At 63.8% G+C, this 25,170-nt stretch carries 22 protein-coding genes; 12 read left to right on the forward strand and 10 right to left on the reverse strand.

What is annotated here, in order from left to right; translation table 11 throughout:
* Nucleotides 1–6 precede the first annotated feature (6 nt).
* Nucleotides 7–780 (forward strand): 2-keto-4-pentenoate hydratase, encoded by a 774-nt coding sequence (locus V1280_RS30080; protein WP_334532823.1) that lies wholly within the window; start codon nucleotides 7–9, stop codon nucleotides 778–780.
* Between the two features lie 137 nt (nucleotides 781–917).
* Here V1280_RS30080 and V1280_RS30085 read toward each other — a convergent pair whose 3' ends face one another.
* Nucleotides 918–1,607, reverse strand: coding sequence for a YggS family pyridoxal phosphate-dependent enzyme (locus V1280_RS30085; protein ID WP_334532826.1), 690 nt, complete (start codon nucleotides 1,605–1,607; stop codon nucleotides 918–920).
* Between the two features lie 108 nt (nucleotides 1,608–1,715).
* Here V1280_RS30085 and V1280_RS30090 point away from each other — a divergent pair, with 108 nt between their 5' ends.
* From V1280_RS30090 to holA, 4 genes are all read left to right on the forward strand, one after another.
* Nucleotides 1,716–3,413, forward strand: coding sequence for a diguanylate cyclase domain-containing protein (locus tag V1280_RS30090; protein ID WP_334532829.1), 1,698 nt, complete (start codon nucleotides 1,716–1,718; stop codon nucleotides 3,411–3,413).
* Between the two features lie 415 nt (nucleotides 3,414–3,828).
* Complete coding sequence (gene leuS, locus V1280_RS30095) at nucleotides 3,829–6,468, forward strand: leucine--tRNA ligase (RefSeq protein WP_334532832.1); 2,640 nt, start codon at nucleotides 3,829–3,831, stop codon at nucleotides 6,466–6,468.
* Entirely contained in the window at nucleotides 6,455–7,006 is a 552-nt protein-coding gene (locus V1280_RS30100; protein ID WP_334532835.1) for an LPS assembly lipoprotein LptE, read from the forward strand. The genes leuS and V1280_RS30100 overlap by 14 nt, the downstream gene beginning before the upstream one ends.
* A 63-nt stretch (nucleotides 7,007–7,069) precedes the next feature.
* Nucleotides 7,070–8,098, forward strand: coding sequence for a DNA polymerase III subunit delta (gene holA / locus V1280_RS30105; protein ID WP_334538457.1), 1,029 nt, complete (start codon nucleotides 7,070–7,072; stop codon nucleotides 8,096–8,098).
* Nucleotides 8,099–8,302: 204 nt separating this feature from the next.
* Here holA and V1280_RS30110 read toward each other — a convergent pair whose 3' ends face one another.
* The 7 genes from V1280_RS30110 to hemJ form a co-directional block, all read right to left on the reverse strand.
* Complete coding sequence (locus V1280_RS30110; protein WP_334532838.1) at nucleotides 8,303–9,190, reverse strand: ParB/RepB/Spo0J family partition protein; 888 nt, start codon at nucleotides 9,188–9,190, stop codon at nucleotides 8,303–8,305.
* 174 nt (nucleotides 9,191–9,364) lie between these two features.
* Nucleotides 9,365–10,219: a ParA family protein gene (locus V1280_RS30115; protein WP_334532840.1), complete on the reverse strand. Its 855-nt coding sequence runs from the start codon at nucleotides 10,217–10,219 to the stop codon at nucleotides 9,365–9,367.
* Nucleotides 10,220–10,248: 29 nt separating this feature from the next.
* On the reverse strand, nucleotides 10,249–11,022 hold the full coding sequence (rsmG, locus tag V1280_RS30120) for a 16S rRNA (guanine(527)-N(7))-methyltransferase RsmG (RefSeq protein ID WP_442895178.1): 774 nt from the start codon (nucleotides 11,020–11,022) through the stop codon (nucleotides 10,249–10,251).
* 9 nt (nucleotides 11,023–11,031) lie between these two features.
* The gene (gene mnmG / locus V1280_RS30125) at nucleotides 11,032–12,912 is read right to left on the reverse strand and encodes a tRNA uridine-5-carboxymethylaminomethyl(34) synthesis enzyme MnmG (RefSeq protein WP_334532843.1); all 1,881 of its coding nucleotides are present in this window, start codon (nucleotides 12,910–12,912) and stop codon (nucleotides 11,032–11,034) included.
* 423 nt (nucleotides 12,913–13,335) lie between these two features.
* Nucleotides 13,336–14,640: a tRNA uridine-5-carboxymethylaminomethyl(34) synthesis GTPase MnmE gene (mnmE, locus tag V1280_RS30130; RefSeq protein ID WP_334532846.1), complete on the reverse strand. Its 1,305-nt coding sequence runs from the start codon at nucleotides 14,638–14,640 to the stop codon at nucleotides 13,336–13,338.
* A gap of 313 nt (nucleotides 14,641–14,953) precedes the next feature.
* A complete protein-coding gene (rho, locus tag V1280_RS30135) occupies nucleotides 14,954–16,219 on the reverse strand; it encodes a transcription termination factor Rho (protein WP_279660187.1) in 1,266 nt (421 codons plus the stop codon).
* A 248-nt stretch (nucleotides 16,220–16,467) separates the two neighbouring features.
* Nucleotides 16,468–16,902 carry a protoporphyrinogen oxidase HemJ gene (gene hemJ, locus V1280_RS30140; protein ID WP_334532853.1) on the reverse strand — a complete coding sequence of 145 codons (435 nt, stop codon included), beginning with the start codon at nucleotides 16,900–16,902 and terminating at the stop codon, nucleotides 16,468–16,470.
* A gap of 463 nt (nucleotides 16,903–17,365) precedes the next feature.
* Here hemJ and V1280_RS30145 point away from each other — a divergent pair, with 463 nt between their 5' ends.
* Genes V1280_RS30145 through dnaQ form a run of 4 tightly spaced genes read left to right on the forward strand, consistent with a single transcriptional unit; the run spans nucleotide 17,366 to nucleotide 20,217 of the window.
* Nucleotides 17,366–18,205: a pyruvate, water dikinase regulatory protein gene (locus V1280_RS30145; protein WP_148777261.1), complete on the forward strand. Its 840-nt coding sequence runs from the start codon at nucleotides 17,366–17,368 to the stop codon at nucleotides 18,203–18,205.
* A gap of 22 nt (nucleotides 18,206–18,227) precedes the next feature.
* Nucleotides 18,228–18,836, forward strand: a complete 609-nt coding sequence (locus tag V1280_RS30150; RefSeq protein WP_334532857.1) for a Maf family nucleotide pyrophosphatase — start codon at nucleotides 18,228–18,230, stop codon at nucleotides 18,834–18,836.
* Between the two features lie 23 nt (nucleotides 18,837–18,859).
* Complete coding sequence (coaE, locus tag V1280_RS30155) at nucleotides 18,860–19,459, forward strand: dephospho-CoA kinase (RefSeq protein WP_334532860.1); 600 nt, start codon at nucleotides 18,860–18,862, stop codon at nucleotides 19,457–19,459.
* Between the two features lie 41 nt (nucleotides 19,460–19,500).
* Nucleotides 19,501–20,217 carry a DNA polymerase III subunit epsilon gene (gene dnaQ, locus V1280_RS30160; RefSeq protein WP_334532863.1) on the forward strand — a complete coding sequence of 239 codons (717 nt, stop codon included), beginning with the start codon at nucleotides 19,501–19,503 and terminating at the stop codon, nucleotides 20,215–20,217.
* Between the two features lie 9 nt (nucleotides 20,218–20,226).
* Here the strand turns inward: dnaQ and secB are convergent, their stop codons facing one another.
* Complete coding sequence (gene secB, locus V1280_RS30165; RefSeq protein ID WP_148777257.1) at nucleotides 20,227–20,712, reverse strand: protein-export chaperone SecB; 486 nt, start codon at nucleotides 20,710–20,712, stop codon at nucleotides 20,227–20,229.
* Between the two features lie 403 nt (nucleotides 20,713–21,115).
* Between secB and V1280_RS30170 the strand changes: the two genes are divergently transcribed.
* Genes V1280_RS30170 through V1280_RS30180 form a run of 3 tightly spaced genes read left to right on the forward strand, consistent with a single transcriptional unit; the run spans nucleotide 21,116 to nucleotide 23,884 of the window.
* The gene (locus tag V1280_RS30170; protein WP_334532866.1) at nucleotides 21,116–21,820 is read left to right on the forward strand and encodes a Tim44/TimA family putative adaptor protein; all 705 of its coding nucleotides are present in this window, start codon (nucleotides 21,116–21,118) and stop codon (nucleotides 21,818–21,820) included.
* On the forward strand, nucleotides 21,798–23,294 hold the full coding sequence (locus V1280_RS30175) for an MltA domain-containing protein (RefSeq protein WP_334532869.1): 1,497 nt from the start codon (nucleotides 21,798–21,800) through the stop codon (nucleotides 23,292–23,294). The genes V1280_RS30170 and V1280_RS30175 overlap by 23 nt, the downstream gene beginning before the upstream one ends.
* Complete coding sequence (locus tag V1280_RS30180; protein WP_334532871.1) at nucleotides 23,291–23,884, forward strand: Smr/MutS family protein; 594 nt, start codon at nucleotides 23,291–23,293, stop codon at nucleotides 23,882–23,884. Before V1280_RS30175 ends, V1280_RS30180 begins: the two co-directional genes overlap by 4 nt.
* Nucleotides 23,885–24,028: 144 nt before the next feature.
* Here the strand turns inward: V1280_RS30180 and V1280_RS30185 are convergent, their stop codons facing one another.
* Entirely contained in the window at nucleotides 24,029–25,153 is a 1,125-nt protein-coding gene (locus tag V1280_RS30185; RefSeq protein WP_334532874.1) for a hypothetical protein, read from the reverse strand.
* Between the last annotated feature and the right edge of the window lie 17 nt (nucleotides 25,154–25,170).

Here is a 25,170-nt window from a genome sequence, read left to right on the forward strand (position 1 = left end):
GGACACATGCTCGACAAGGATCAGATCGCCGCCGCCTCGCGCGTCCTCATTCAACTTTGGCGCGACGGCAGCAAGCTTGACGCGCTCGAGACGCGGCTGCGGCCGCAGAACCGCGCTGACGGTTACGCGGTGCAGGCCGCGCTTGGCGGTGAAGTGTTCGGCTGGAAGATCGCCGCGACGAGCGAGGCCGGACAGAAGCACATCAACGTCACAGGCCCGCTGGCTGGTCGCATCATGCGCGATACCGTCATCGCCGACGGCGGCACCGCGTCGATGAAGGGCAACGCGATGCGTGTTGGCGAGCCGGAATTCTGCTTCCGCATGGGGCGCGATCTGGCACCGCGTGCGGCGCCGTACAGTGTCGACGAGGTGCTTGCCGCCGCCGACACGCTGCATCCCGCGATCGAGATTCCGGATTCGCGCTTCACTGATTTTGCCGGCGCCGGCGAGGCGCAGCTCATCGCCGACAATGCCTGCGCGCATCTGTTCGTGCTGGGTGCCGCGACATCCGCCAATTGGCGCGCGATGGATCTTGTCGAGGAGCGGCCGCAGATCACGCTGCGCGGCGAGCGCTATGCCGGTCACGGCAAGAACGTGCTCGGCGATCCCCGCGTGGCGCTGGCCTGGCTCGCCAACGAGCTGCGCGGACTCGGCATCACCTTGCGGGGAGGGGAGGTGGTGACGACAGGTACGTGCCATCCACCACTGCCGATCCAGGCCGGCGATCATTTTGCGGTGGATTTCGGGGTGTTGGGGAAGGTGTCGGTGAGGTTTGCGTAGGCGGCCTCACACTCCGCCGTCATTGCGAGCGCAGCGAAGCAATCCAGAATCGTTCCGCGGAGGGACTCTGGATTGGTTCGCTTCGCTCGCAATGACGAATTACAGAGCTGGTCTGGCTCTCGGCCTTCCAACGGCTCCTACCGATGCCCGAAGATCGCGCTGCCCACGCGTACATGGGTGGCGCCGAGCATGATGGCGGTCGCGTAATCCGCGCTCATGCCCATCGACAGATTCTGCAATCCGTTGCGCGCGGCGATCTTGGCGGTCAGCGCGAAATGCGCCGCCGGCGGCTCGTCCACCGGCGGGATGCACATCAGGCCGGAGATCGTCAGCCCGTAGGTGTCACGGCAGCTCGCGAGGAAGGCGTCGGCCTCGCCGGGCGCGATGCCGGCCTTCTGCGGCTCTTCGCCGGTGTTGATCTGGACGAAGAGTTGCGGGTGCTTGTTCTGGGATTCGATTTCTTTGGCTAACGCCTGGCAAATGCTCGGACGGTCGACCGAATGGATGGCATCGAACAGCGCCACCGCCTCTTTCGCCTTGTTGGATTGCAGCGGCCCGATCAGATGCAGCGCGATGTCCGGGTATACAGAAATTAACGCCGGCCACTTGCCTTTGGCCTCCTGCACGCGATTCTCGCCAAACACGCGCTGTCCGGCGCCGATAACCGGGATAATTGCATCCGCCGCGAAAGTCTTGGACACCGCGATCAGCGTCACGGAGGCGCGATCACGCCGCGCATCCTTGCAGGCGCGTGCAATCTCCGCTTCGACCGCGGCGAGCGCGTTTGGTGAATCGCCGGTTACCGGCGCGGCGTTTTCTTCTGTCATGACGTCGATCGATTTACAGGAGTAACGGAGGTAGTTCCATTTTTACCGAGTTCAAGAAAGAGTTTTTGAACCCTTCGCTTTACCTTGCCCGTGGGGTGGGTAGCGAAGATGGCAAACGTTAGTTTCAACCGCAAACGAGCAAAACTCAAGCAGGTCCTCGGCATCAGGGCCCGGCTTGCGTTGCTCGCGGTGATTCTGGTCGCGCCCTTGATGCTCGAGCGCATTCGCTCGCTCGAAGACACCCGCACCAAACAAATCGCGCAGGCCACGGCCGAGTTCACCACGGTGGCAAGGCACAGCGCCGATGCGCAGCGCGAAGTGATCTCGTCGGTCGAGACCATCCTGAAATCGGAAGCCTTCATCCGCGCCTCCGCCGGCGGCGTCAGCAAGAGCTGCGACGTGCTGCGCGCGAGCCTGCCGACGAGCCTTCCCTGGATCCGCACGCTTCTGATCGCCGGCCAGGACGGCCGCATCCAGTGCGCGACCAACAACATGTATGTCGGCCTCGATCTTTCCGACCGGCCCTATTTCCAGCAGGCGCAGGAGACCGGCCGCTTCGTGCTGTCCGACTTCATCCTGTCGCGGCCGGTGCAGTCGCCGACCGTCATGGCGGTCTATCCGGTCTCCGCGTTCAGCGGCGTTACTGACGCCGTCGTGCTCGCGACCGTCAACCTCGACTGGATGTCGAAGGTGATGAACAATCTGGGCGGCCGCGCCGGCATCACGGCGGTACTGGTCGACAGCGCCGGCACCGTGCTGGCTGCGCCCGCCGACCAGCACAGCGCGGTCGGTCGTCCGCTCGACAACATGCCGCTGATGTCGGCGATCGCCGACATGGCCTTGCGCTCCGACCAGGACGAAGGCTCGCTGTCGTTTCTCGCCGCAGACGGATCGCAGCGCGCGGTCAGCTTCATCCGCATCGCCGGCACCAATTCCCGCCTGATCGCCAGCATCGACGAGGACAAGGTGTCCGCGGCGGTCAACCGCGACATCCGCACCGCCTATCTCCAGCTCGCCTTCGTCGTCGTGTTCGTGCTGCTCGGCGCGCTGATCGCTGCCGAGAAGCTCGTGATCAAACCAATCGAGATGCTCGCGGACATGGCCAAGCGTCTCGGCGAAGGCGACCTGTCGGCCCGCGCGGCGCGCAACCGGCTGCCGTCCGAATTCGTGCCGCTGGCGCGCGCGTTCAACGCGATGGCGGCGCAACTCAGCCAGCGCGAGCGCGAGCTGATCGCGACCAATGACCGGCTGACGGTGATGGCGTCGATCGACATGCTGTCGGGACTTGCCAACCGCCGCGGCTTCCAGAGCCGTCTCGACTTCGAATGGATGCGCGCGCAGCAATATGGCAGCGAGCTCGCGCTGTTGATGATCGACGTCGACCATTTCAAGCTGTTCAACGACACCTACGGCCATCTCGAAGGCGATTCCTGCCTGACCCGGCTCGGCGAGTCGCTGTCCGGCATCGCCGCCGACACGATGGGCTTTGCCGCCCGCTACGGCGGCGAAGAATTCTGCCTGCTGCTGCCGAACACCGACGTGCATCGCGCCGTCGAGATCGGTGAGCTCGTCCGCGGCGCCGTGCTGAAGCTTTGCCTGCCGCACATCACCTCCGCCCACATGGTGGTCACGGTGTCGATCGGCGTTGCGGCGACACGTCCGAACGAGACCTTGCGTCCGGGCGATCTGATCGAAGCCGCCGACGCCGCGCTCTACGCCGCAAAACACCGCGGCCGCAATAATGTCGTCGAGCACGGCATTTTGCGGATCGAGGGCAGCCCCACCGAAATCGCGATGGCGGGCTGACCGCCAGCCCACCTGGCCTTTAGCCCGCAACCTCGGCCCGACCGAGCTCTTTTCCGTCACCACACGATTGCGGCCGCCGCCCTTGGCGAGATAGAGCGCGCGATCCAGATGGCAAAATTGGTCGGCGTCGGCGGGATCCGCTGCTTGGCCATGCTCCGCATAGCCCGTCCAGCGATGGACGCGGCATAGCCGTAATCGGGATCGTCGAAATCTGAGGCCATCGCCTGACGCGGGGTGCTGTTGGCGGCCAACCTCGCAGCGACCCCTCAATCCGATCCCAATACCCTTGTCCGTACTTTTGCGGAGCAGTATTGCGAGGTGCCGCCGGCCGCGGCAACCCATTGACCCCCCGAGGACTTCTATGGCCTAGTCCGGCCTCTTCAGGCGGCCGAAACCACGAAAACCCAACGATTCCATGACCTCCGAACGCTACAACGCCCGCGACGCCGAACCGCGCTGGCAACGCCAGTGGGACGAACAGGCGATCTTCGTCTCCAAGAACGACGATTCCCGGCCGAAATACTATGTGCTGGAGATGTTCCCCTACCCGTCCGGGCGCATCCATATCGGCCATGTCCGCAATTACACGCTCGGCGACGTACTGGCCCGCTTCATGCGCGCCAAGGGTTTTAACGTACTGCACCCGATGGGCTGGGACGCCTTCGGCCTGCCGGCCGAGAACGCCGCCATCGAGCGCAAGGTCGCGCCGAAAGCCTGGACCTACGACAACATCGCCGCGATGAAGAAGCAGCTCCGCTCGATCGGGCTGTCGCTGGACTGGTCGCGCGAGTTCGCGACCTGCGACCCCAGCTACTACAAGCATCAGCAGAAGATGTTTCTGGACATGCTCGGCGCTGGTCTCGCCGAGCGCGAGAAGCGCAAGCTGAACTGGGACCCGGTCGACATGACCGTGCTCGCCAACGAGCAGGTGATCGACGGCCGCGGCTGGCGTTCGGGTGCTGTTGTCGAACAGCGCGAGATGAGCCAGTGGGTCTTCAAGATCACGAAGTACTCGCAGGAATTGCTGTCCGCGCTGGATGGGCTCGACCGCTGGCCCGACAAGGTGCGGCTGATGCAGCGCAACTGGATCGGCCGATCCGAAGGCCTGCTGATCCGCTTCGCGCTGGATCAGGCGACCACGCCTGCCGGCGAGAGCGAGCTGAAGATCTTCACGACGCGCCCCGACACGCTGTTCGGCGCGAAGTTCATGGCGATTTCGGCGGATCATCCGCTGGCGCAAGCAGCCGCCGCGAAGAACCCGAAGCTTGCGGAATTCGTTGCCGATATCAAGAAGATCGGCACGGCGCAGTCGATCATCGACACCGCGGAGAAGCAGGGTTTTGATACCGGCATCCGCGCGGTCCATCCGTTCGACCCGAGCTGGAAGCTGCCGGTCTATGTCGCCAACTTCGTGCTGATGGAATACGGCACAGGCGCGATCTTCGGCTGCCCCGCGCATGACCAGCGCGACCTCGACTTCGTCAACAAGTACAACCTCGGCAACATTCCGGTCGTGTGCCCCGAGGGCCAGGACCCCAAGACGTTCGTCATATCAGACACCGCCTATGACGGTGACGGCCGCATGATCAATTCGCGCTTCCTCGACGGCATGACGATCGATCAGGCGAAGGAGGAAGTTGCAAAACGCCTCGAAGGCGAACTGCGCGGTAACGCGCCGGTCGGCGAGCGCCAGGTCAATTTCCGCCTGCGCGACTGGGGCATTTCGCGCCAGCGCTATTGGGGCTGCCCGATTCCAGTGATCCACTGTCCGACGTGCGACGTCGTGCCGGTCCCGGATGCCGACCTGCCGGTGGTGCTGCCGGAGGATGTGAGCTTCGACAAGCCGGGCAACGCGCTCGACCATCACCCGACCTGGAAGCACGTCAACTGCCCGAAATGTGGGGCCAAGGCTCAACGCGAAACCGACACTATGGACACTTTCGTGGACTCGTCCTGGTATTTTGCGCGCTTCACCGATCCCTGGAACGAGAACGCGCCGACGACGCCCGCGGTCGCCAATCGGATGCTGCCGGTCGACCAGTATATCGGCGGCGTCGAGCACGCGATCCTGCATCTGCTCTACAGCCGCTTCTTCACCCGCGCCATGAAGGCGACCGGGCACATCGCGCTGGACGAGCCGTTCGCCGGAATGTTCACGCAGGGCATGGTGGTGCACGAGACCTACCAGAAGGCCGACGGCACCTGGGTGCAGCCGGCCGAGGTCAAGGTCGAGGTTGGCGGTAACGGTCGCCGCGCGACGCTGCTTTCGACCGGCGAGGACGTCCAGATCGGCGCGATCGAGAAGATGTCGAAGTCGAAGAAGAATACGGTCGACCCCGACGACATCATCGCGACCTACGGCGCCGACGTCGCCCGCTGGTTCATGCTGTCGGACTCCCCGCCCGACCGCGACGTGATCTGGAGCGACGAGCGCGTCCAGGGCGCCTCGCGCTTCGTCCAGCGGCTGTGGCGGCTGGTGAACGATGCGGTTGAACTCGGCAAGGCGGCCCCGGCGGCCCGGCCGGCCTCGTTCGGCGCCGATGCGCTCCTCCTGCGCAAGGCCGCCCACGGCGCGCTCGACAAGGTCACGACCGGCGTCGAGCGGCTGCATTTCAACGTCTGCCTCGCCCATATCCGAGAATTCACGAATATTTTTTCGGAGATGCTGCAGTGCCCCGGCCAGCCGGCCCCTGATCTCGCCTGGGCGATCCGGGAGGCCAGCCAGATCCTGGTCCAGCTGTTCTCCCCGATGATGCCGCATCTGGCCGAGGAGTGCTGGCAGGTGCTCTTTAAGAATGGACTTGGCCTGCCAGGGCTGGTTTCCGAGGCCGATTGGCCGCAAATCGAACGCGATTTGCTGGTTGAAGACAGCGTGACCCTTGTGGTTCAGGTCAACGGCAAGAAGCGGGGTGATGTCACAGTTGCAACAGCGGCCCAGAATCCGGAAATCGAGGCTGCCGTTCTGGCCCTCGATGCGGTAAAGCTGGCGTTGGATGGCAAGCCCGTCCGCAAGGTGATCATCGTTCCCAAGAGGATCGTGAATGTTGTCGGCTAGGATCCGTATCGCAGCCCGCTTGCTGGCGGTTGCCGCATTGGCGGCGCTGACGGCTGGCTGCTTCCAGCCGATGTATGCCGAGCATACCGACGGCACTCCCGGCCTGCGCGAGAAGCTGATGGGGGTCGATCTTCCGCCGATCAACAAGGCCAACGCCTCGCGCGAGGCCCGGGTCGGCGTCGAGGTCCGCAACGCGCTGGCCTTCAAGCTCTACGGCTCGGCGACAGGCATGCCGCCGACCCACCGCCTGGAGATTCGCTTCAACTCCAGCAAGACGTCCCTGATCGTCGATCCCGCCACAGGCCTGCCGAACAGCGAGAACTACGGCATCGATTGCCAGTACAACCTGGTCGAGGTCGTGACCGGCAAGTCGGTGATGACCGGCACGACGTTCTCGCGCGTGTCCTACGACATGCCCGGCTCCTACCAGCGCTTCTCCCGCAACCGCGCGGTGCGTGACGCCGAGGATCGTGCCGCCAACGAGATCGCCGAGAACATCAACACAAGGCTCGCTGCGTTCTTCACCGCAGGCACCTAGTTCATTTCCCGTCATTCCGGGGCGCCCGCAGGGCGAGCCCTGGAATGACGAACCTTGGGCAACATGGTCGCACTGCGCGGAAAAGAGATCGATTCCTTCCTTGCCCGTCCCGACGCGGGCCGTCCGATCATCCTGCTCTATGGTCCCGATGCCGGCCTCGTGCGCGAACGCGCCGACGCGCTGATTGCGTCGGCCGTCGACGATCCCCACGATCCCTTCTCGCTTGTCAAACTCGACGGCGACGAGCTTTCGGCCGAGCCGTCGCGCCTGGTCGACGAAGCCATGACCGTGCCGCTGTTCGGTGGCCGCCGCGCCATTCGTATCCGCGCGGGCTCGCGCAGCTTTGCCAGTGGCGTCGATACGCTGGCCGAGATGCCGGTGAAGGATTGCCGCATCGTGATCGAGGCCGGCGAGTTGCGCCCGGAATCGCCGCTCCGCAAGGCCTGCGAGAAGGCCAAGACCGCCGTGGCGATCGGCTGCTATCCCGACACCGAGCGCGACCTCGCGAAGCTGATGGAGGACGAACTCCGCATCGCCAATTTGCGCATCGCCCAGGATGCCCGCGCCGCGCTGATGTCGTTCCTCGGCGGCGACCGCCAGGCCTCGCGCAACGAGCTGCGCAAGCTCACGCTCTACGCCCACGGCAAAGGCGAGATCACGCTGGACGACGTGATGGCCGTCGTTGCCGATGCATCCGAACTGAAGCTCGATCCCATCGTCGACGGCGCCTTCGCCGGCCGGCCCGATATCGTCGAGACCGAATTCGCAAAAGCCATGATCGCCGGCACCTACCCCGGCGTGATCATCTCGGCCGCCCAACGCCAGGCCGCGTGGCTGCACAAATCCGCGCTCGCGATCGCCGACGGCCAGCCTGCCTCCGCCGTGCTCGACGGCGGATATCCGCGGCTGCATTTTTCGCGAAAGCCCATGGTCGAAACCGCGCTGCGCAATTTCAGCGTGGCAAGGCTCGCCGGCATCATCGAGCAGCTCGCGACCGCCGCGCTCGACACCCGCAAGCAATCGACGCTGGCCGCCGCCATCGCCCAGCGTACGCTGATGGCGATCGCCGCGAATGCGAAGCGTCGGGGCTGAGGTCACCGCTCCATCCGCCGTCATTGTGAGCGCAGCGAAGCAATCAAGGACAGCCAAATCCGTCATCCTGAGGTGCGAGCCGCGCGGCGCAACGCGGCGCGCAGGGAGCCTCGAAGGATGAACGGCCCCGATGCGGCCGGGCCGTCGCCCTTCGAGGGCCGCTGAAGAAGCGGCCACCTCAGGGTGACGGTGATAGAGATTCGGCTACAGCGCGCCCTTCGCGAGCCGCTTCATCACCTCGTCGAGCTGATCGAGGTTGCGGTAGGCGATCTGGACGGAGCCGCCGGGATCACGATGATTGACGGTGACCTTGAGGCCGAGCGCGTCGCTGACGCGCTTCTCCAGATCGACCGTGTCAGGATCCTTTTCCTTGCCCGCGGTGGCGCGCGCCTTTTGCGGCTTGCGCTCCGGCACGCCCTCTTCATGCGCGAGCGCCTCAGCCTGGCGGACGTTGAGGCCCTCCGCGACAATGCGCTTGGCGGCGGCGAGCGGATCGGGCACGCCGATCAGCGCACGGGCGTGACCGGCTGTCAGCTCACCGGTCGCGATGAAGGCCTGCACCTCGGCCGGCAGCTTGGTCAGCCGCATCATGTTGGCGACGTGGCTGCGGCTCTTGCCGACGACTTTTGCGATGTCATCCTGGCTGCGTTTGAACTCGTTGGCGAGCGCGTGATAGCCCTGCGCCTCTTCCATCGGGTTGAGATCTTCGCGCTGCACGTTCTCGACGATCGCAAATTCCAGCGCATCGCTGTCGCTGATATCGACCGGCACGATCGGCACTTCATGCAGGCCGGCCATCTGCGAGGCGCGCCAGCGTCGTTCGCCGGCGATGATCTCAAAGCGATCCTGCGCGCCCTTCACCGGGCGCACCACGATCGGCTGGATCACGCCGTGCTGCTTGATGGACTCGGAGAGCTCCTTGAGCTCGGTCTCCGAAAAGGTGCGGCGCGGGTTGCGCGGATTGGCCTTGATGAATTCGATCGGCACCTTGCGCTGCGCACGCGGACGGTCGACGTGCTGAGCCTCGCCGCCGACGTCGCCGATCAGACTTGCAAGACCCCGGCCCAATCGCGAACGCGCTTCGTCGGCCATCGCCAGCTCCCTTGGATTCACGCTGTAGCACTCCAGAACTGAATTTCAAATCGTAGGGTGGGTTAGCCCCGCAGATGCGCCTTGCGCATCTGCTCGGCGTAACCCACCTCTTCTGTTTCCGCGGAGATAGACCGTGGTGGGTTACGCCTTCGGCTAACCCACCCTACGGCACCGCTAATGCGTGACGCGCAGCTCGCGCTCGCGCTGGATCACTTCGGTGGCGAGCCGCAGATAAGCTTCGCTGCCGACGCATTTGAGATCATAGACCAGCACCGGCTTGCCGTAGGACGGCGCTTCCGAAATGCGCACGTTGCGCGGGATCATGGTCTTGTAGACCTTCTCGCCCATGAACTGGCGAACGTCGGCGACGACCTGGTTCGAGAGGTTGTTGCGCGAGTCGAACATGGTCAGCACGATGCCGTGGATCGACAGGTTCGGGTTGAGCGTCGAGCGCACCTGCTCCACCGTCTGCAGCAATTGCGACAGACCTTCGAGCGCGAAGAACTCGCACTGCAGCGGCACCAGGATCGCATCCGACGCAGCCATCGCGTTGACCGTGAGCAGGTTGAGCGACGGCGGGCAGTCGATCAGCACATAGGTGTAATCGGCCTCGGGCGAGACGTTGTTGTTGAGCGCGCCGATCGCATCGCGCAGCTTGAAGGCGCGGCCGGGCGTGGTGCCGAGCTCGAGCTCAAGGCCGGAGAGATCCATGGTCGAGGGCGCGATGTGCAGCCGCGGCACCGCGGTCGAGACCACCGCCTCGCGCAAGCTCGATTCGCCGATTAGCACGTCATAGGTCGAGCAGGAGCGGTTGCGGCGATCGATGCCGAGGCCAGTCGAGGCATTGCCCTGCGGATCGAGATCGACGATCAAAACGCGCTCGCCAATCGCTGCGAGCGCCGTGCCGAGATTGATCGCCGTGGTTGTCTTTCCCACGCCGCCCTTCTGATTCGCCAGCGCCAGGATGCGCGGGTGACCATGCGGGACTTCAGCGGTCTGTTCTTGCTGCGGCTCGTCAATCACGGTCATCGAAATTCCCCAACTCAACCCCTGAACGTTCACCCGCGCCGTTCAACTGAAGCCAGCTCGACGATCCAACCATCGCCCGTCCGGCTTCGGTGGAGCTGCGGCTGAATATTCCAATATTTAGCGGCTTCGGTCAATTCAGCCTCTACATCTTGACCCTTGAGAAACAACGCCTTTGCACCCTGGCGCATCAGCGGCTCTGCAAAGCCGATGAGTTGATGTAGCGGAGCCAGCGCACGGGCGGTGACGCAATCGACGGGGCCGGTGATTCTATCCACATTATCCCCGATCTCAGCGAGATGTACGACTCCCGGAGATGTGGTGACGCGAATGGCTTCGCGCAAAAAGGCCGCCTTCTTGGCGATTCGCTCGACGAGGTGAACGCTGGCGCCCGGTGTCCCCGCCATGGCGCAGGCCAGCACGACGCCGGGAAAACCGCCGCCGCTGCCGAGGTCGGCCCAGCGTTTTGCGGTCGGCGCGAGATCGACGAGCTGGAGCGAGTCGGCGATGTGCCGGGTCCAGAGCTGCGGCAACGTCGAAGGTGCAACCAGATTGGTCTTGGCCTGCCACTCCCGCAGCAGCGCAATGTAGCGATCGAGCCGCGCCGCTGTTTCATGTGAAACGGGCGCGAGCTTCAGCGCCGCGCGCTTGTCGGCGGCGATGATGGAGTCGAGCGCCTGATCGTTGGCGCTGGCCTTGTCGATCTTCGGCTTGGTCGGTACCGGTTCGGATCGACGACCAGCGCCCTCACCTGTTCCGGGTCGTCGGGATAGCGGTTTGTCTCCGCCCGGTCCGCGCTGTTTCACGTGAAACGCCTATGCGATTGCCTTGGAAGTCTTGCGCGCCTCGCGACGGAGATAGGCCGCGAGGATGCCGAGCGCCGCCGGCGTCATGCCGTCGATCCGGCCAGCCTGACCGACCGTGAACGGCCGGGCCTTCTCCAGCTTGGCGCGGACTTCATTGGAGAGACCGGGGACGAGGCTGTAGTCGACCTCCGACAGCACCATCCCCTCGTCGCGCCTGAAGGCTTCGACGTCAGCGCTCTGGCGTTCGAGATAGACATCGTACTTGGCGTCGATCTCGAGATGGGTGGCGATAACGGGATCGATGGCGGACAGCTCCGGCCAGATCGCGCGGACCTGGCTCCAGCCGATGTCCGGATAGGCCATCAGCTCGAAAGCCGAGCGGCGCTGGCCATCCCGGTTCAGGGACAGCCCGTGCTTGATCGCCTCGTTCGGGGTGATGGTCAGCGACTTCGACAGCGTCCGCGCCGCATTCAGGGCGCCCATCTTGGTCCGATGATGCTGGGTTCGGGCACTCCCGACGCATCCCAGCGCGATCCCCTTCTCGGTCAGGCGCTGATCGGCATTGTCCGCACGCAAGGTCAGCCGGTATTCGGCCCGCGATGTGAACATCCGATAGGGCTCGCTGATCCCGCGGGTGACGAGATCGTCGATCATGACCCCGAGATAGCCGTCGGCGCGATCGAACACCGTCAGCGCGGCCCCACTGGCGGAGAGAGCCGCGTTGAGACCGGCTACAATGCCCTGTCCCGCAGCCTCTTCGTATCCGGTCGTGCCGTTGATCTGCCCGGCCAGGAAGAGACCACGCAGGCGCTTGGTCTGGAGGGTCGGGTCAAGCTCCCGGGGATCAATGTGGTCGTATTCGATGGCGTAGCCCGGTCGGACCATCTTCACCCACTCCAGGCCGGGAATGGTCGCGAGGATCGCGAGCTGGACCTCCTCGGGAAGCGAGGTCGAGATGCCGTTGGGATAGACCGTGGTGTCGTCGAGCCCTTCCGGCTCGAGGAAGATCTGATGGCCGTCGCGATCGCCGAAGCGAACGATCTTGTCCTCGATCGACGGGCAATAGCGCGGACCGGAACTCTTGATCTGGCCGGAGTACATGGGGGACCGATGGACATTGGCCCGGATGACTTCGTGGGTCGCGGCCGTGGTCCGGGTGATCCCGCACTGGATCTGCGGGGTCGTGATCCCCTTGGTCATCACCGAGAAAGGCTCTGGCGGCTTGTCTCCGGGCTGCATCTCGACCGCGGACCAGTCGATGGTCGAGCCATCCAGACGCGGCGGCGTGCCGGTCTTGAGCCGCCCGAGGGTGAAGCCGGCGCGCTCGAAGGAGGCTGAGAGACCCATTGCCGGCGCTTCGCCGACGCGGCCAGCGGGCCAGTTCTTCTCGCCGAGATGGATCAGACCGCGGAGGAAGGTGCCGGTGGTGACGACGACAGCCCCTGCCGGAAGCTCGCGACCGTCCGCCAGCCGCAGTCCGGTGACCCGGCCATCGACCACGATCAGCTCGTCGGCCTCACCTTCAATAACGGAAAGACCCTCGGTCTCGCGGATCGCGTCCTGCATGGCGGCCGCGTAGAGCTTCCGGTCGGCCTGGGCCCGCGGACCACGGACAGCGGGACCCTTCCGACGGTTGAGAACGCGAAACTGGATGCCGCCGGCGTCGCCGACTCGTCCCATCAGACCATCGAGAGCATCGACCTCACGGACCAGATGGCCCTTGCCGAGACCGCCGATGGCCGGATTGCAGGACATCGCGCCGACGGTGGAGAAACGATGTGTGACCAGAGCCGTCGCCGCACCCATCCGGGCCGCGGCAGCCGCAGCTTCACAACCGGCATGGCCGCCGCCAATGACGATGACGTCGAAACTCTCTCGCTCTGGTCGCATGGGCGGACTTCTAGCTCAGCGGCAGGAAAGCCGGAAGTGGAAACTGGGTGATGCCCGTGTTTCACGTGAAACGGGGTCACGGGAGAGCCGGGCGTGGTTTCGCGAAAACAACCCCATGCACAGTAGGAAGTGCGTTGGGATAGTTGCTGTTTCACGTGAAACAAGACGGACCGCGCGGCAAGGATAGACGCGGGGCCGTCGACCGGGATGGCCGCCACGCGATCCGTCATTGCGAGCGAAGCGAAGCAATCCAGATTCCCTCCGTGGCGACAGCCTGGATTGCTTCGTCGCAAGGGCTCCTCGCAATGACGGGGCTTCGATTCGGGCATGTTTCACGTGCAACAGGACGCATCCACCCCGCCCGCGTTTCACGTGAAACACAAGCAATGGAACAAGTGCTAGTTCTACATTGAAGAACTAGCGCTACTTTCCGATGCAGAATCTTTGGAAAATGGCCCCAAGGACGTCCTCGACGTCCACCCGGCCGAGCAACCGGCCCAGGGCGTAAGCGGCGGCGCGCAACTCTTCGGCGGCGAGTTCCTCGCCCTCTTCTACAAGGTCGAGACTCCGGCGTAAGCTGTCTGACGCGCGACCCAACAATTCTCGCTGACGGGCCCGGGTCACCAGAGCGCCCTCGGTGGTTCCGAAAATGTCGGAGGCGAATGTGACGAGGGCCCCGACCAGCTCGGGAATGCCATCGCCGCGGCTCGCCGAGATCCCGAACTCGTCGGGTGACCCCGCTCCCCCGAGATCGATCTTGTTGCGGACGATCCAGACCTGGCCACTGGGCGGACCGGCGGCACGCTCGCCCTCCACCAGCCACAGCACGAGGTCGGCATCTTCGGCCCGCGCTCGCGCCCGGCGCACGCCTTCCTGCTCGACGGGATCATCGGTCTCGCGGATGCCGGCGGTGTCGATGATCGTGACGGGATAGCCATCGAGATCCAGCTGCACCTCGATCACATCACGCGTGGTGCCGGCGTGCGGCGAGACGATCGCGACCTCGCGACGGGCGAGCTGATTCATCAGCGTCGACTTGCCGACATTCGGCTCGCCTGCGATCGCAACCACCAGGCCGTCGCGCAAGCGTTCAGAATGTCCCTGTGCCGCAAGGACCTTTGTAATTTCGTCGTGCAGCGCTTTGATCGCTTTGACGGCCGGCGCCCTCAATTCCGCGGGCACATCGCCTTCGTCGGAAAAATCGATGCCGGCCTCGATCAGCGCGGACGCCTCGATGATGCGCGCGCGCCAGTCGCGCGCGCGATTGCCGAGCAGGCCTTGCAGCTGTCGCAACGCCTGGCGGCGCTGGCGATCCGTGTCGGCGTGAATGAGATCGTCGAGGCCCTCGGCTTCGGTGAGATCGAGCTTGCCGTTCTCGAATGCGCGCCGCGTGAACTCGCCAGGCTCCGCCGCGCGCGTATTCGGAATTATCGAAATTGCAGTGAGAAGCGCGGCCAGCACGGCGCGTCCGCCATGGACGTGAAATTCGGCGACGTCCTCGCCCGTGGCAGTCCCCGGCCCCGGAAACCAGAGCACGACCGCATCGTCGATCGGCTGCCCGGCGCCGTCCCGAAGCAGCCGGCGGCTGGCCTGCCGCGGCGCCGGCTGCTTGCCTGCGAGCGTCGTCAGCACCAGGCCGGCTTGCGGACCCGAGACGCGTACCAATGCGATCGCGCTCGGCGGACGGCCGGACGATAGCGCAAAGATGGTCTGGTCTCGCGGGTGCATGGCCTATTTGTCCGGCTGGCGGGGAAAAGGCAAACGGCCTGTTCTGGCCGGCTACAACCTCTTTTTGCTGCGCTCTAGCCCGCAGCAATATCTATATTGCAATGCAGCATAAAATCCCGCATTTGCTGCGAAATCCCGCCGCTCGGACCCCTATCCCACGAAACAATAGTCAAGTGTAATATAGATATATCAACATCTTCCGGAAGAAACTGCGTCGCGCTCCGGAAGCCCGTCATGCTGCACTTCGCCGCAGCAAAGCCGCACAACAAAGAGGGCGCCCGAAGGCGCCCTCTGATCTTTTGCTGCAATGCACTTAGGTGTTCATGGAGTCGAAGAACTCCGAATTGCTCTTGGTCGAGCGCAGCTTGTCGAGCAGGAAGTCGATTCCGTCCATGGTGCCCATCGGGTTCAAGATGCGGCGGAGCACGTACATCTTTTTCAGGACCAGCGGATCGGTGATGAGCTCCTCCTTGCGGGTGCCGGAGCGCGAGATGTCGATCGCCGGGAAGGTCCGCTTGTCCGAGACCTTGCGGTCCAGGATCAGTTCCGAGTTACCGGTGCCCTTGAACTCTTCGAAAATGACTTCGTCCATGCGGCTGCCGGTATCGACCAGCGCGGTCGCGATGATGGTCAGCGAGCCGCCCTCCTCGATGTTGCGAGCGGCACCAAAGAAGCGCTTCGGGCGCTGCAGCGCGTTGGCATCGACACCGCCGGTCAGCACCTTGCCGGATGACGGCACCACGGTGTTGTAGGCGCGGCCCAGACGCGTGATCGAATCGAGCAGGATGACGACGTCGCGACCATGTTCCACCAGGCGCTTGGCCTTCTCGATCACCATCTCGGCGACCTGGACGTGACGCACGGCCGGCTCGTCGAAGGTCGAGGATACGACCTCGCCCTTCACCGAGCGCTGCATGTCCGTGACTTCTTCCGGACGCTCGTCGATCAAGAGAACGATCAGATAGCATTCGGGATGATTGTGCGCGATCGAATGCGCGATGTTCTGCATCAGCACGGTTTTACCTGTGCGCGGCGGCGCGACGATCAGCGCGCGCTGGCCCTTGCCGATTGGCGCGACGATATCTATCACCCTTGCGGAAAGGTCTTTTCGCGTCGGATCGTCGATTTCCATGCGGAAACGCTGATTCGGAAACAGCGGCGTGAGGTTGTCGAAATTGACCTTGTGCTTGGCCTTTTCCGGGTCCTCGAAATTGAGCGTGTTGACCTTCAGCAGCGCGAAATAGCGCTCGCCCTCTTTCGGGCTGCGGATGTGGCCTTCGATGGTGTCACCGGTGCGCAGGCCAAAACGGCGGATCTGCGAGGGCGAAACGTAGATGTCGTCCGGGCCCGGAAGATAATTCGCATCGGGCGAGCGGAGGAAGCCGAAGCCGTCGGAGAGCACCTCGACGACGCCCTCGCCGACGATGTCGGTTTCGGCCAGCGCAAGCTGCTTGAGGATGGCGAACAGCAGCTCCTGCTTGCGCATGGTGCTGGCATTCTCGACCCCGTTCTCTTCCGCGAACGAGACGAGCTCGGCCGGCGTCTTCGACTTGAGGTCCTGGAGCTTAATTTCCCGCATTGGGGTGGTCCTGTGGGGTAACCTGGGGAGGGGGTGCGAGGAGGCTCTGAAATGCGGACGCGAGAAGGTAAGGTCCGCAGGTCTGGCAAGGAGAGCGCCGGTGGGGGCTTCAAACCTGATGCGGTGTCCGGCCTCTGAAAAGCTCAGACACAACCACATCCGCCTGCGTTGGGTGGGATATCGCTAATATAGAAAATCGCTTCCAACTCCGCAAGCCGAAGCGCTGAGCGATCGTTCACGATTCCTGCCTAGAACGGCTTCACGATCACCATGATGACGATGATGATCATCAGGACGGTCGGCACCTCGTTGATAATCCGGAAGAATTTCTGGCTGTGCGAGCGCCGGTCGGCAGCGAAGTCCTTGACCCAGCGCGAAAAAAAGCCGTGGACCGCGGACAGTGCCAGCACCAGTGCCAGTTTTACGTGCAGCCAGCCGAAGGTGAACCAATGGCCGGCCCAGGCGAGATAGAGCCCGGCGAGCCAGGTGACGATCATGGCGGGGTTGATGATCGCCTTGAGCAGGCGGCGTTCCATGACTTTGAACGTTTCGGACTGCTTCGAGCCGATCTCGGCTTCGCAGTGATAGACGAACAGCCGCGGCAGATAGAGCATGCCGGCCATCCAGGAGATGACCGCGATCACGTGCAGCGCCTTGATCCAGAGGTAGACGTCTTCAAACATGTCCGGCGTCCGCCCCTTTGCGCCCAGCCTTCCGGCGGTCTGGGGATAGTAAGAACTCGTTAAGGTCTCACCTTCACACACATATCCGTCTGGAGCTCCCTTCTCCAATAAAGAATCTTAGATTCTTAGAGTCTGAGTCTAAGTGACAGTGGATTGGACTCACACAATACCGTCCGCCAATTGGCGCGCGCTTGTTCACATCCATCAACATGTCCTATGCGGTTCCGGCCTGACCGGATAAGTGGCCCGGGCTCAAAGGCTTGCGGGTTTTGATCCGCAGTCTATCAAGAGACTTGTCCGCGCAATCCCGTTTCCCTCTCGGAAGGCTTCCAGAGTTGTTCCGACGGGCAGTGGTGTGAAGAAAATTGGCACTTGTCCCGCCCCTGGTGTCGCGCAACCCTTTCCGAGGGGTTAAGGTCCACAGAAATCCACAAACCACACCGTCCTCATACAAAGAGTTTTTGTGCCGACCTCGAACAATTATTTCCATCTGCACCTCGTCTCCGACTCAACCGGTGAGACCCTGATCACGGTCGCGCGCGCCGTTGCCGCACAGTACGCGAACGTCACGCCGGTCGAGCATGTCTATCCGCTGGTGCGCAGCCAGAAGCAGCTCGACCGCGTGCTCGACGAGATCGAGGAAGCGCCGGGCATCGTGCTGTTCACGCTGCTGGAGAAGGATCTGGTCTCCCGGCTCGAGGACAAATGCAAAAACATCAACGTTCCGAGCCTCTCGATCATCGGCCCGGTCATGCAGATGTTCGAAGCCTATCTCGGAGCTGCGACGACGGGTCGCGTCGGCGCACAGCACGTGCTTAACGCCGAATATTTCAAGCGCATCGACGCACTGAACTACACGATGATCCATGACGACGGTCAGCATGTCGATGGGCTGGAGGACGCCGACGTCGTGCTGGTCGGCGTGTCCCGTACCTCAAAGACGCCGACGTCAATCTATCTCGCCAATCGCGGCATCCGCACTGCCAACGTGCCGCTGGTGCCGGGCATTCCGGTGCCGGCGCAACTGGAGACGCTGACCCGGCCGCTGGTGGTGAGCCTGCATGCGACACCGGAACGCCTGATCCAGATCCGTCAGAATCGCCTGCTCTCCATGGGCGCCGAATCCGGCAACGAAACCTATATCGACAGGCAGTCGGTGACGGAGGAGGTCGCGTTTGCGCGCAAGCTGAGCGCCAAGCACGACTGGCCGCTGCTGGACGTCACGCGGCGCTCGATCGAGGAAACAGCGGCCGCGATCATGAAGCTCTACAGCGATCGTCAGCGCAACCGGCCTTCTGAATAGTCTTGGGAATAGTTTTCGAAAAATGGGTTTTTGGCGCGGCACCTCTCCTCTGATCCTCGCGTCGCAGAGCAGCGCGCGAAAGATGCTGCTGACGAACGCTGGGCTCGAATTCGAGACTGTTACTGCTGACATCGACGAGCGCGGCATTCAGGCCGCGTCCAAACTTTCAAACCCGCGCGAGATCGGCCTGCTGCTGGCGCGCGAGAAGGCGAAGGCGGTTTCGGTCCATCGTCCCGGAAGCCATGTGATCGGCGCTGACCAGACGCTGGCGCTCGGCGATCGCCTCTTCAACAAGCCCGCCGGCCGTACACAGGCGCTGGCGCAATTGCGCGATCTCGCCGGCCATAGCCACGAGCTGAATTCGGCCGTCGCCGTGGCGCATGGCGGCGAGATTGTCTTCGAGGATGTGTCGGTCGCCCGCATGACGATGCGGCAGATGTCCGAGGCCGAGCTGTCAGCCTATCTCGACGCCGCCGGCGATGCCGTCACCACCAGCGTCGGCGCCTATCAGCTCGAGGGTCTCGGAATCCATCTGTTCGAGCGCATCGAGGGCGACCATTTCACCATTCTCGGCCTGCCGTTGCTGCCGCTGCTTGCGTTCCTGCGGCGCGAGCGGCTCATTGCGGTGTGACTGACAGGGATGATTTTGCACTGATGCGGATTCTCGGACTGACCGGCTCGATCGGAATGGGCAAATCCACCACCGCGAAATTGTTCGCGGAGGCCGGTGTGCCCGTCTACGACGCCGATGCCGCCGTCCATCAGCTCTATGAAGGTGAGGCCGCGCCCGCGATCGAGGCCGCTTTCCCCGGCACTACCGCGAACGGCAAGGTTGATCGCTCCAAACTGTCTGCGCGCGTGGTGCATGATCCCGCCGCGATCAAGCAGCTCGAGCAGATCGTTCACCCCATGCTCGGCGCCTCCCGACAAAAATTCTTTGCCGATGCCGAAGCCATCAAGGCACCGGTCGTGGTCCTGGATATTCCCTTGTTGTTTGAAACCGGTGGTGAGAAACGGGTCGACGCCGTGGTCGTGGTCTCGACCTCGGCGGAACTTCAGCGTGAGCGGGTGCTGGCGCGCGGCACGATGGACGAAGCAAAACTCGACGCCATCATCGCCAAGCAGACGCCTGACGCCGAAAAGCGCAAGCGGGCCGATTTCGTCGTGGATACCTCACAGGGACTCGAGCCGGTGCGCGCGCAAATCACGCACATCCTGGCCGAGGTCGTTAAGATGCCGCAGCGGCGAGCCTGATTCGCCGGCTTCCGCGGCTTCTTGCACGGCACCTCAAAATCATGCGTGAAATCGTTCTCGATACCGAAACCACCGGCCTTGATCCGCTCCGCGGCGATCGCCTGGTCGAAATCGGCTGCGTCGAGATCTTCAACCGCATGCCGACGGGACAGACATACCACGTCTATATCAATCCCGAACGAGATATGCCGGCGGAAGCCTTCGCCGTGCACGGGCTGTCGGCCGAGTTTCTGTCGACCAAACCGCTATTCCATGAGGTGGTCGACGCGTTTCTGGAATTCATCGGCGATGCGCCGCTGGTGATCCACAACGCTTCGTTCGACATCAGCTTCATCAATGCCGAGCTCGACCGGATCAAGCGCGCCGCGATCCCGCGCGAGCGGCTGGTCGATACGCTGCTGCTGGCGCGGCGCAAGCATCCCGGCGTGTCGAACCGGCTCGACGATCTCTGCTCGCGCTATTCGATCGACAATTCACGCCGCACCAAGCACGGCGCGCTGCTCGATTCGGAACTGCTTGCAGAAGTCTATGTCGATCTGGTCGGGGCGCGGCAGTCGCAGCTGCTGCTGGCGTCGGACGCCCAGGACATTCGCGTCAAAGCCGCCGGCGATGCGCCGCGGCGGCAGCGGTCTGTGCCGCTCGCGCCGCGGGTGTCGGACGCCGAGCGCGAGGCCCATCGGGCTTTCATCGCGACGCTCGGCGACAAGGCGATCTGGAACGAGTTTTTGCCCGCTCCAGCCGTGCCTGCTGCCGGTTAGGCCCGTCAGTTAGGCTTGGCCGCTCGTCGGCTGAGCGGCCATTTGCCGCTCCATGTTCTGGCGATAGAGACCGACGAAATCGACCGGATCCAGCATCAGCGGCGGGAACCCGCCGTCGCGCACAGCGGTCGCGATGATCTCGCGGGCGAACGGGAACAGCAGGCGCGGGCACTCGATCATGACCAGCGGGTGCAGGTTCTCCTTCGGCACGTTGGCGATGCGGAACACGCCGGCATAAGCGAGCTCGAACGAGAACATCACCTTGCCCGCGTTCTCGGCCTTGCCCTCGACCGAGAGGGTCACTTCGAACTCGGTATCGCTGAGGTTATTGGCGCTGACATTGATCTGGATGTTGATCTGGGGCGCCTGGCTCTGCGGCTGCAGCGAGGTCGGTGCGTTCGGATTTTCGAACGAGAGGTCCTTGGTATATTGCGCCAGCACGTTGAGCTGGGGAGCCTGGGCCGCCTCGGGAGGGGTGCCGTTACCGTTGGTCATCGAAGTGTCTCCTTACCCGATTGGGCTGAATTTCGCGGCGGTTGGCTAACATAGGGCCGCCTCATTCCACAAGGACGAACGGCTCCGGAGGGTCGATCCGGGTCGCGCCCACAACTGTGACGTTTGACCCGCCCTGAACCCGAAATCGGACGTTAAACGCTTGAAGATGCGCGATTTCCGCCCAGGATCGGGTTTCCCCTTAAGCATAAAACGCGCTACACTCTCCGCTGTGCCAAAAGGCGCCATTGGCCGGGCCCAATTTCGTGCCTACATCCGGCGGACGTGACGCGCGGACCCAAAATGGTGATGTAGACTTGCCGTTCCCGTATGGAACGGTCTACTGGCCGGATCGATTTTCCCCGGCGACGGCCCCTTCTCGAGAAGACCAGAAAGCGAATACCACGTGGACATCTACACCATCATTTTCCTGGCGCTGGCGGTCTTTATTTTCCTGCGTCTGCGCAGCGTGCTGGGGCAGCGGACCGGCAACGAGCGGCCGCCGTTCGACCGCACGGCTCGCAATGCGCTGGGTGGTGCCCCGGATAAGAACGTCGTGACCATGCCGGGCAAGGTGATCGACCAGGCGCCGCAGGCGCCGACGGCCGAGCCGACCCCGCCCTCCGATCGCTGGAAGGGCCTGACCGAGCCGGGCACTCCGCTCGCCCAGGGCCTCGATGCCATCGTCGACAAGGATTCCACCTTCGACCCGCGCCACTTCATTTCGGGCGCCCGCGGCGCCTATGAGATGATCGTGCTGGCCTTCGCCAATGGCGATCGCCGCGCGCTGCGCGACCTGTTGTCGTCCGAGGTCTATGAAAGCTTCGACGCCGCGATCAAGGATCGCGAGAAGAACGAGCAGAAGACCGAGACGCGCTTCGTCTCGATCGACAAGGCCGAGCTGGTCGGCGCCGAGCTGCGCGACCGCACGGCCCAGCTGACCATCCGCTTCGTCTCGCAGATGATCTCGGCCACCCGCGACAAGGCCGGCACCATCGTCGACGGCAGCGCCGACACGGTCGCCGACATCACCGACATCTGGACCTTCGCCCGCGACACCACCTCTCGCGATCCGAACTGGAAGCTGGTTGGCACCGGAAGCGCGAATTAAGAGTTTCCTGAAGAACAGCGCGACGGCGCTTTGCGCAGGTGTCGTCGTGCTGGCTTCGTTTTCGCTCGGCGCTGAGGCTGCGCGGCGCCACTACCGCAGCCACTACCATCACCTTCCCGAAGTGGCCGCGATCCCGCCGCGCGCCTTGCCCTATCCGCAGCTCCCTCTCTCGTTCGAGATTCCCGGCGCACAATATCTGCCGCTGGCCTGGGCGGACGTGAAGGGCTGGAGCGACGACGATCATCTCGCGGCCTACAAGACCTTTCGCGCCAGCTGCCGCTCGATCAACGCGCAGACCGGCGCACCCGAGCCGAAAGCGCTGGCCGGCTCGTTGAACGAACCCTGCCGGGCCGCCAAATCGCTCGAGCTGAACGACGACGCGACAGCAAAGACCTTCTTCGAGGACAATTTTTCGCCGCTGCGCATCTCGCGCCTCGGCGAGCCCGACGGTTTCGTGACCGGCTATTACGAACCGGTGCTGGACGGTTCACGCACGCAGACCGATGTCTACAACGTCCCGGTCTATCGGCGGCCCTCCAACCTGTTCGTGCGCGGCTACAATCAGGCCTCCGTCAGCCTGCCCAACAAGGGATCGGTCTACCGCAAGATCGGCCGCCGCAAGCTCGTGCCCTATTACGACCGCGGCGAGATCGAGGACGGCAAGATCGCCGGCCGCGGGCTGGAGATCGCCTGGCTGAAGGACCCGACCGATTTGCTGTTCGCCCAGATCCAGGGCTCGGCGCGGATCAAGTTCGACGACGGCGGCACCCTCCGGCTCAATTACGATTCCTATAACGGCTATCCCTACACCGCCGTCGGGCGCGTCCTGATCGAGCGTGGCATCATTCCGAGGGAAGAGATGTCGATGCAGAAGATCAGGGAGTGGATGGCGCAGAACCCCGACGGCGCCAAGGAGCTGCGGCGCCAGAACCGCTCCTACATCTTCTTCCGCGAGGTCAATCTGTCCGACAAGGACGAGGCGGTCGGTGCCCAGGGCATCCCGTTGACCGCCGGCCGTTCGATCGCGGTCGACAAATCGCTCCATGTCTACGGCACGCCGTTCTTCATCGAAGGCGAGCTGCCGATCGAATCCGACCGCGCCAAGACGTCGTTCCATCGCCTGATGATCGCGCAGGACACCGGCTCGGCCATTATCGGCCCCGCCCGCGCCGATCTCTATTTTGGCGCAGGCGCTGACGCCGGCCGCGTCTCGGGCCGGCTGCGTCACCCCATGCATTTCGTGATGCTGGTGCCGAAGAGCCTCGATCCGGGGTTGCGCGCCGCGCGGCTGCCGGTGCCGGATCCACGGCCGTCGGAGAAGATCGCAAAGCTGTTTCCGCAGACCAAGCCCAAGGAGCCGGCGAAGAGCGAGACCGTCGCAATTGCCGGTCCGGTGCCGCTGCCGGCGCCGCGTCCTGTGATAGAACCGGTCCGCGAACCGCGCAGGCACAAGAGTCGTCCCCACCAGCAATGAAGCGATCGTCCCGTCCGCCCGTGCTGGATCCTCCGCGTCCCTCGCCGCGCCGTCGTGTGCTCAGCGAGGAAGATCGCGAGCTGTGGGAGCTCGTCGCAAAACAGGTCAAGCCGCTGCGGAAGCATCGCGCGACGAAGCTGCACGCCGCCCCGCGCGCCGAGCCTTCGCCTGCAGCGCATGTTGCCAAGCCCGCGCTGTCGCCACGGCCGTTGGCTGCGACGGCCGCCCCGCGTCCGTCAAAGCCGGCGATGCCGCCGCTCGCCCCGCTCGGCAAGCGCGAGCGCACCAAACTGTCGCGTGGCCGCAGCGAGATCGAGGCGCGGCTTGATCTGCACGGCATGACCCAGATGCGCGCCCATCGCGCCCTGACTGGCTTCCTGCACCGCGCCCATCACGACGGCCTGACCTTCGTGCTGGTCATCACCGGCAAGGGAAGGAGCGGTGGCGAAAGCGGCGTGCTGCGCCGCCAGGTGCCGGAATGGCTGAGCCTGCCGGAGTTTCGCGGCTTCGTCGTCGGGTTTGAGGAAGCGGGAATCGGGCACGGCGGCGAGGGCGCGCTTTATGTGCGGATCAGGCGGGCCAGGTTTTAGCGGCTCTATACCTCTCTCGCTTGCGGGAGAGGTCGACGCGCTCGAAGAGCGCGGCGGGTGAGGGCTCTATCCTCTTGGGGAGTCCCTCCGCGGAGACACCCCCACCCCAGCCCTCCCCCGCAAGCGGGAGAGGGAGCGCACCTCCTAGAACGGCCGGACGATCCCGACGCGCGGGATCAGGGTAATGATCAGGCCGAAGATATTGGTCTTCTGGTCCTCGGCCGGGATCAACGGCGTCTCCTTCCCGGCCGGTAGCATCTTCACCGCATGCAGGATCAGGAACATGCAGACGGCCCAGTTCGAGATCCAGCGCGAATAGTCGAACACCATCGCGAACATCACGAGATAGGCGAGGCTGACCCCGATCAATGCCGCGATGACGAGACGACGGTGCGCCTCGTTGGCGAGCCCGCCGATCAGGTTCGCAAAGTAGCGCCACAGCGGCGTGTGCAGCCAGATCAGCAGCGCGAAGACGGGAATGCCGAGGCTGTTGTGCGGCAGGCGGCCCCAGGTGTCGGAAATCTCCTTCGCGAGCGGCTGGTACCAGATGTAGCTGAATTGCAGCAGGTCGGTGCGCGAGGGATCGACCATCCGGGTCTTCAGATACGCGACGAAATCCGCCTCGGGGATCGGCATCGTCCCGAGGAATTGGGCGGCGAAGAACAGCACGGAGACGGCGGCGAGGGCGACGATGCCGAATGCGAGATTGCCGCGATTGCAGCCGTAAGCGAGATAGTGCCGGGTCACGACGATGGTGATGATCGTCGGCACATACATCAAGAGATGAATGTGGTGGATCAGGACGAGAATGATCGAGAACAGCGCCGCCGTCGCCACGAACAGCAACGAGCCCGCCGGCATCAGCAGCAGGATGATCGCCAGCGCACAGCCATAGATGTCGAAATGGCCGAGCGTGTGCATGAAATTTTTGAGGAAGAACGGCGATCCCGCGATGAAGACGAACAGCGGCAGCGTCTTCGCGGTGAAGCCGAACGTCTTCTGAAACAGTTTTGAATACAGGGCTGATGTCACCAGCCATGTCGCCCCGCCGAGCGCGAACACCAGCCAGGCCGGCACCTTGGCGGTGAACAGCGCGACCATCGCCCCGATCAGCGCGCGCTTGATGAAGCCGAAATGGTAGTCGACGAGGAGATGGACGTAGGGGACGTAAGGTGGCAGCTGGATCTTGTGAACGAACACGCCGGCGATCATTGCGGCGTTGATCGCGAGCAGAAGGCGCCAGGGGTTTTGCAGGATGCGTGCGGTCACGCGGCATCAATAGCGCG

It is taken from the genome of Bradyrhizobium sp. AZCC 2230 (assembly GCF_036924495.1).
In the GTDB taxonomy this organism is placed as follows: Bacteria; Pseudomonadota; Alphaproteobacteria; order Rhizobiales; family Xanthobacteraceae; genus Bradyrhizobium; species Bradyrhizobium rifense.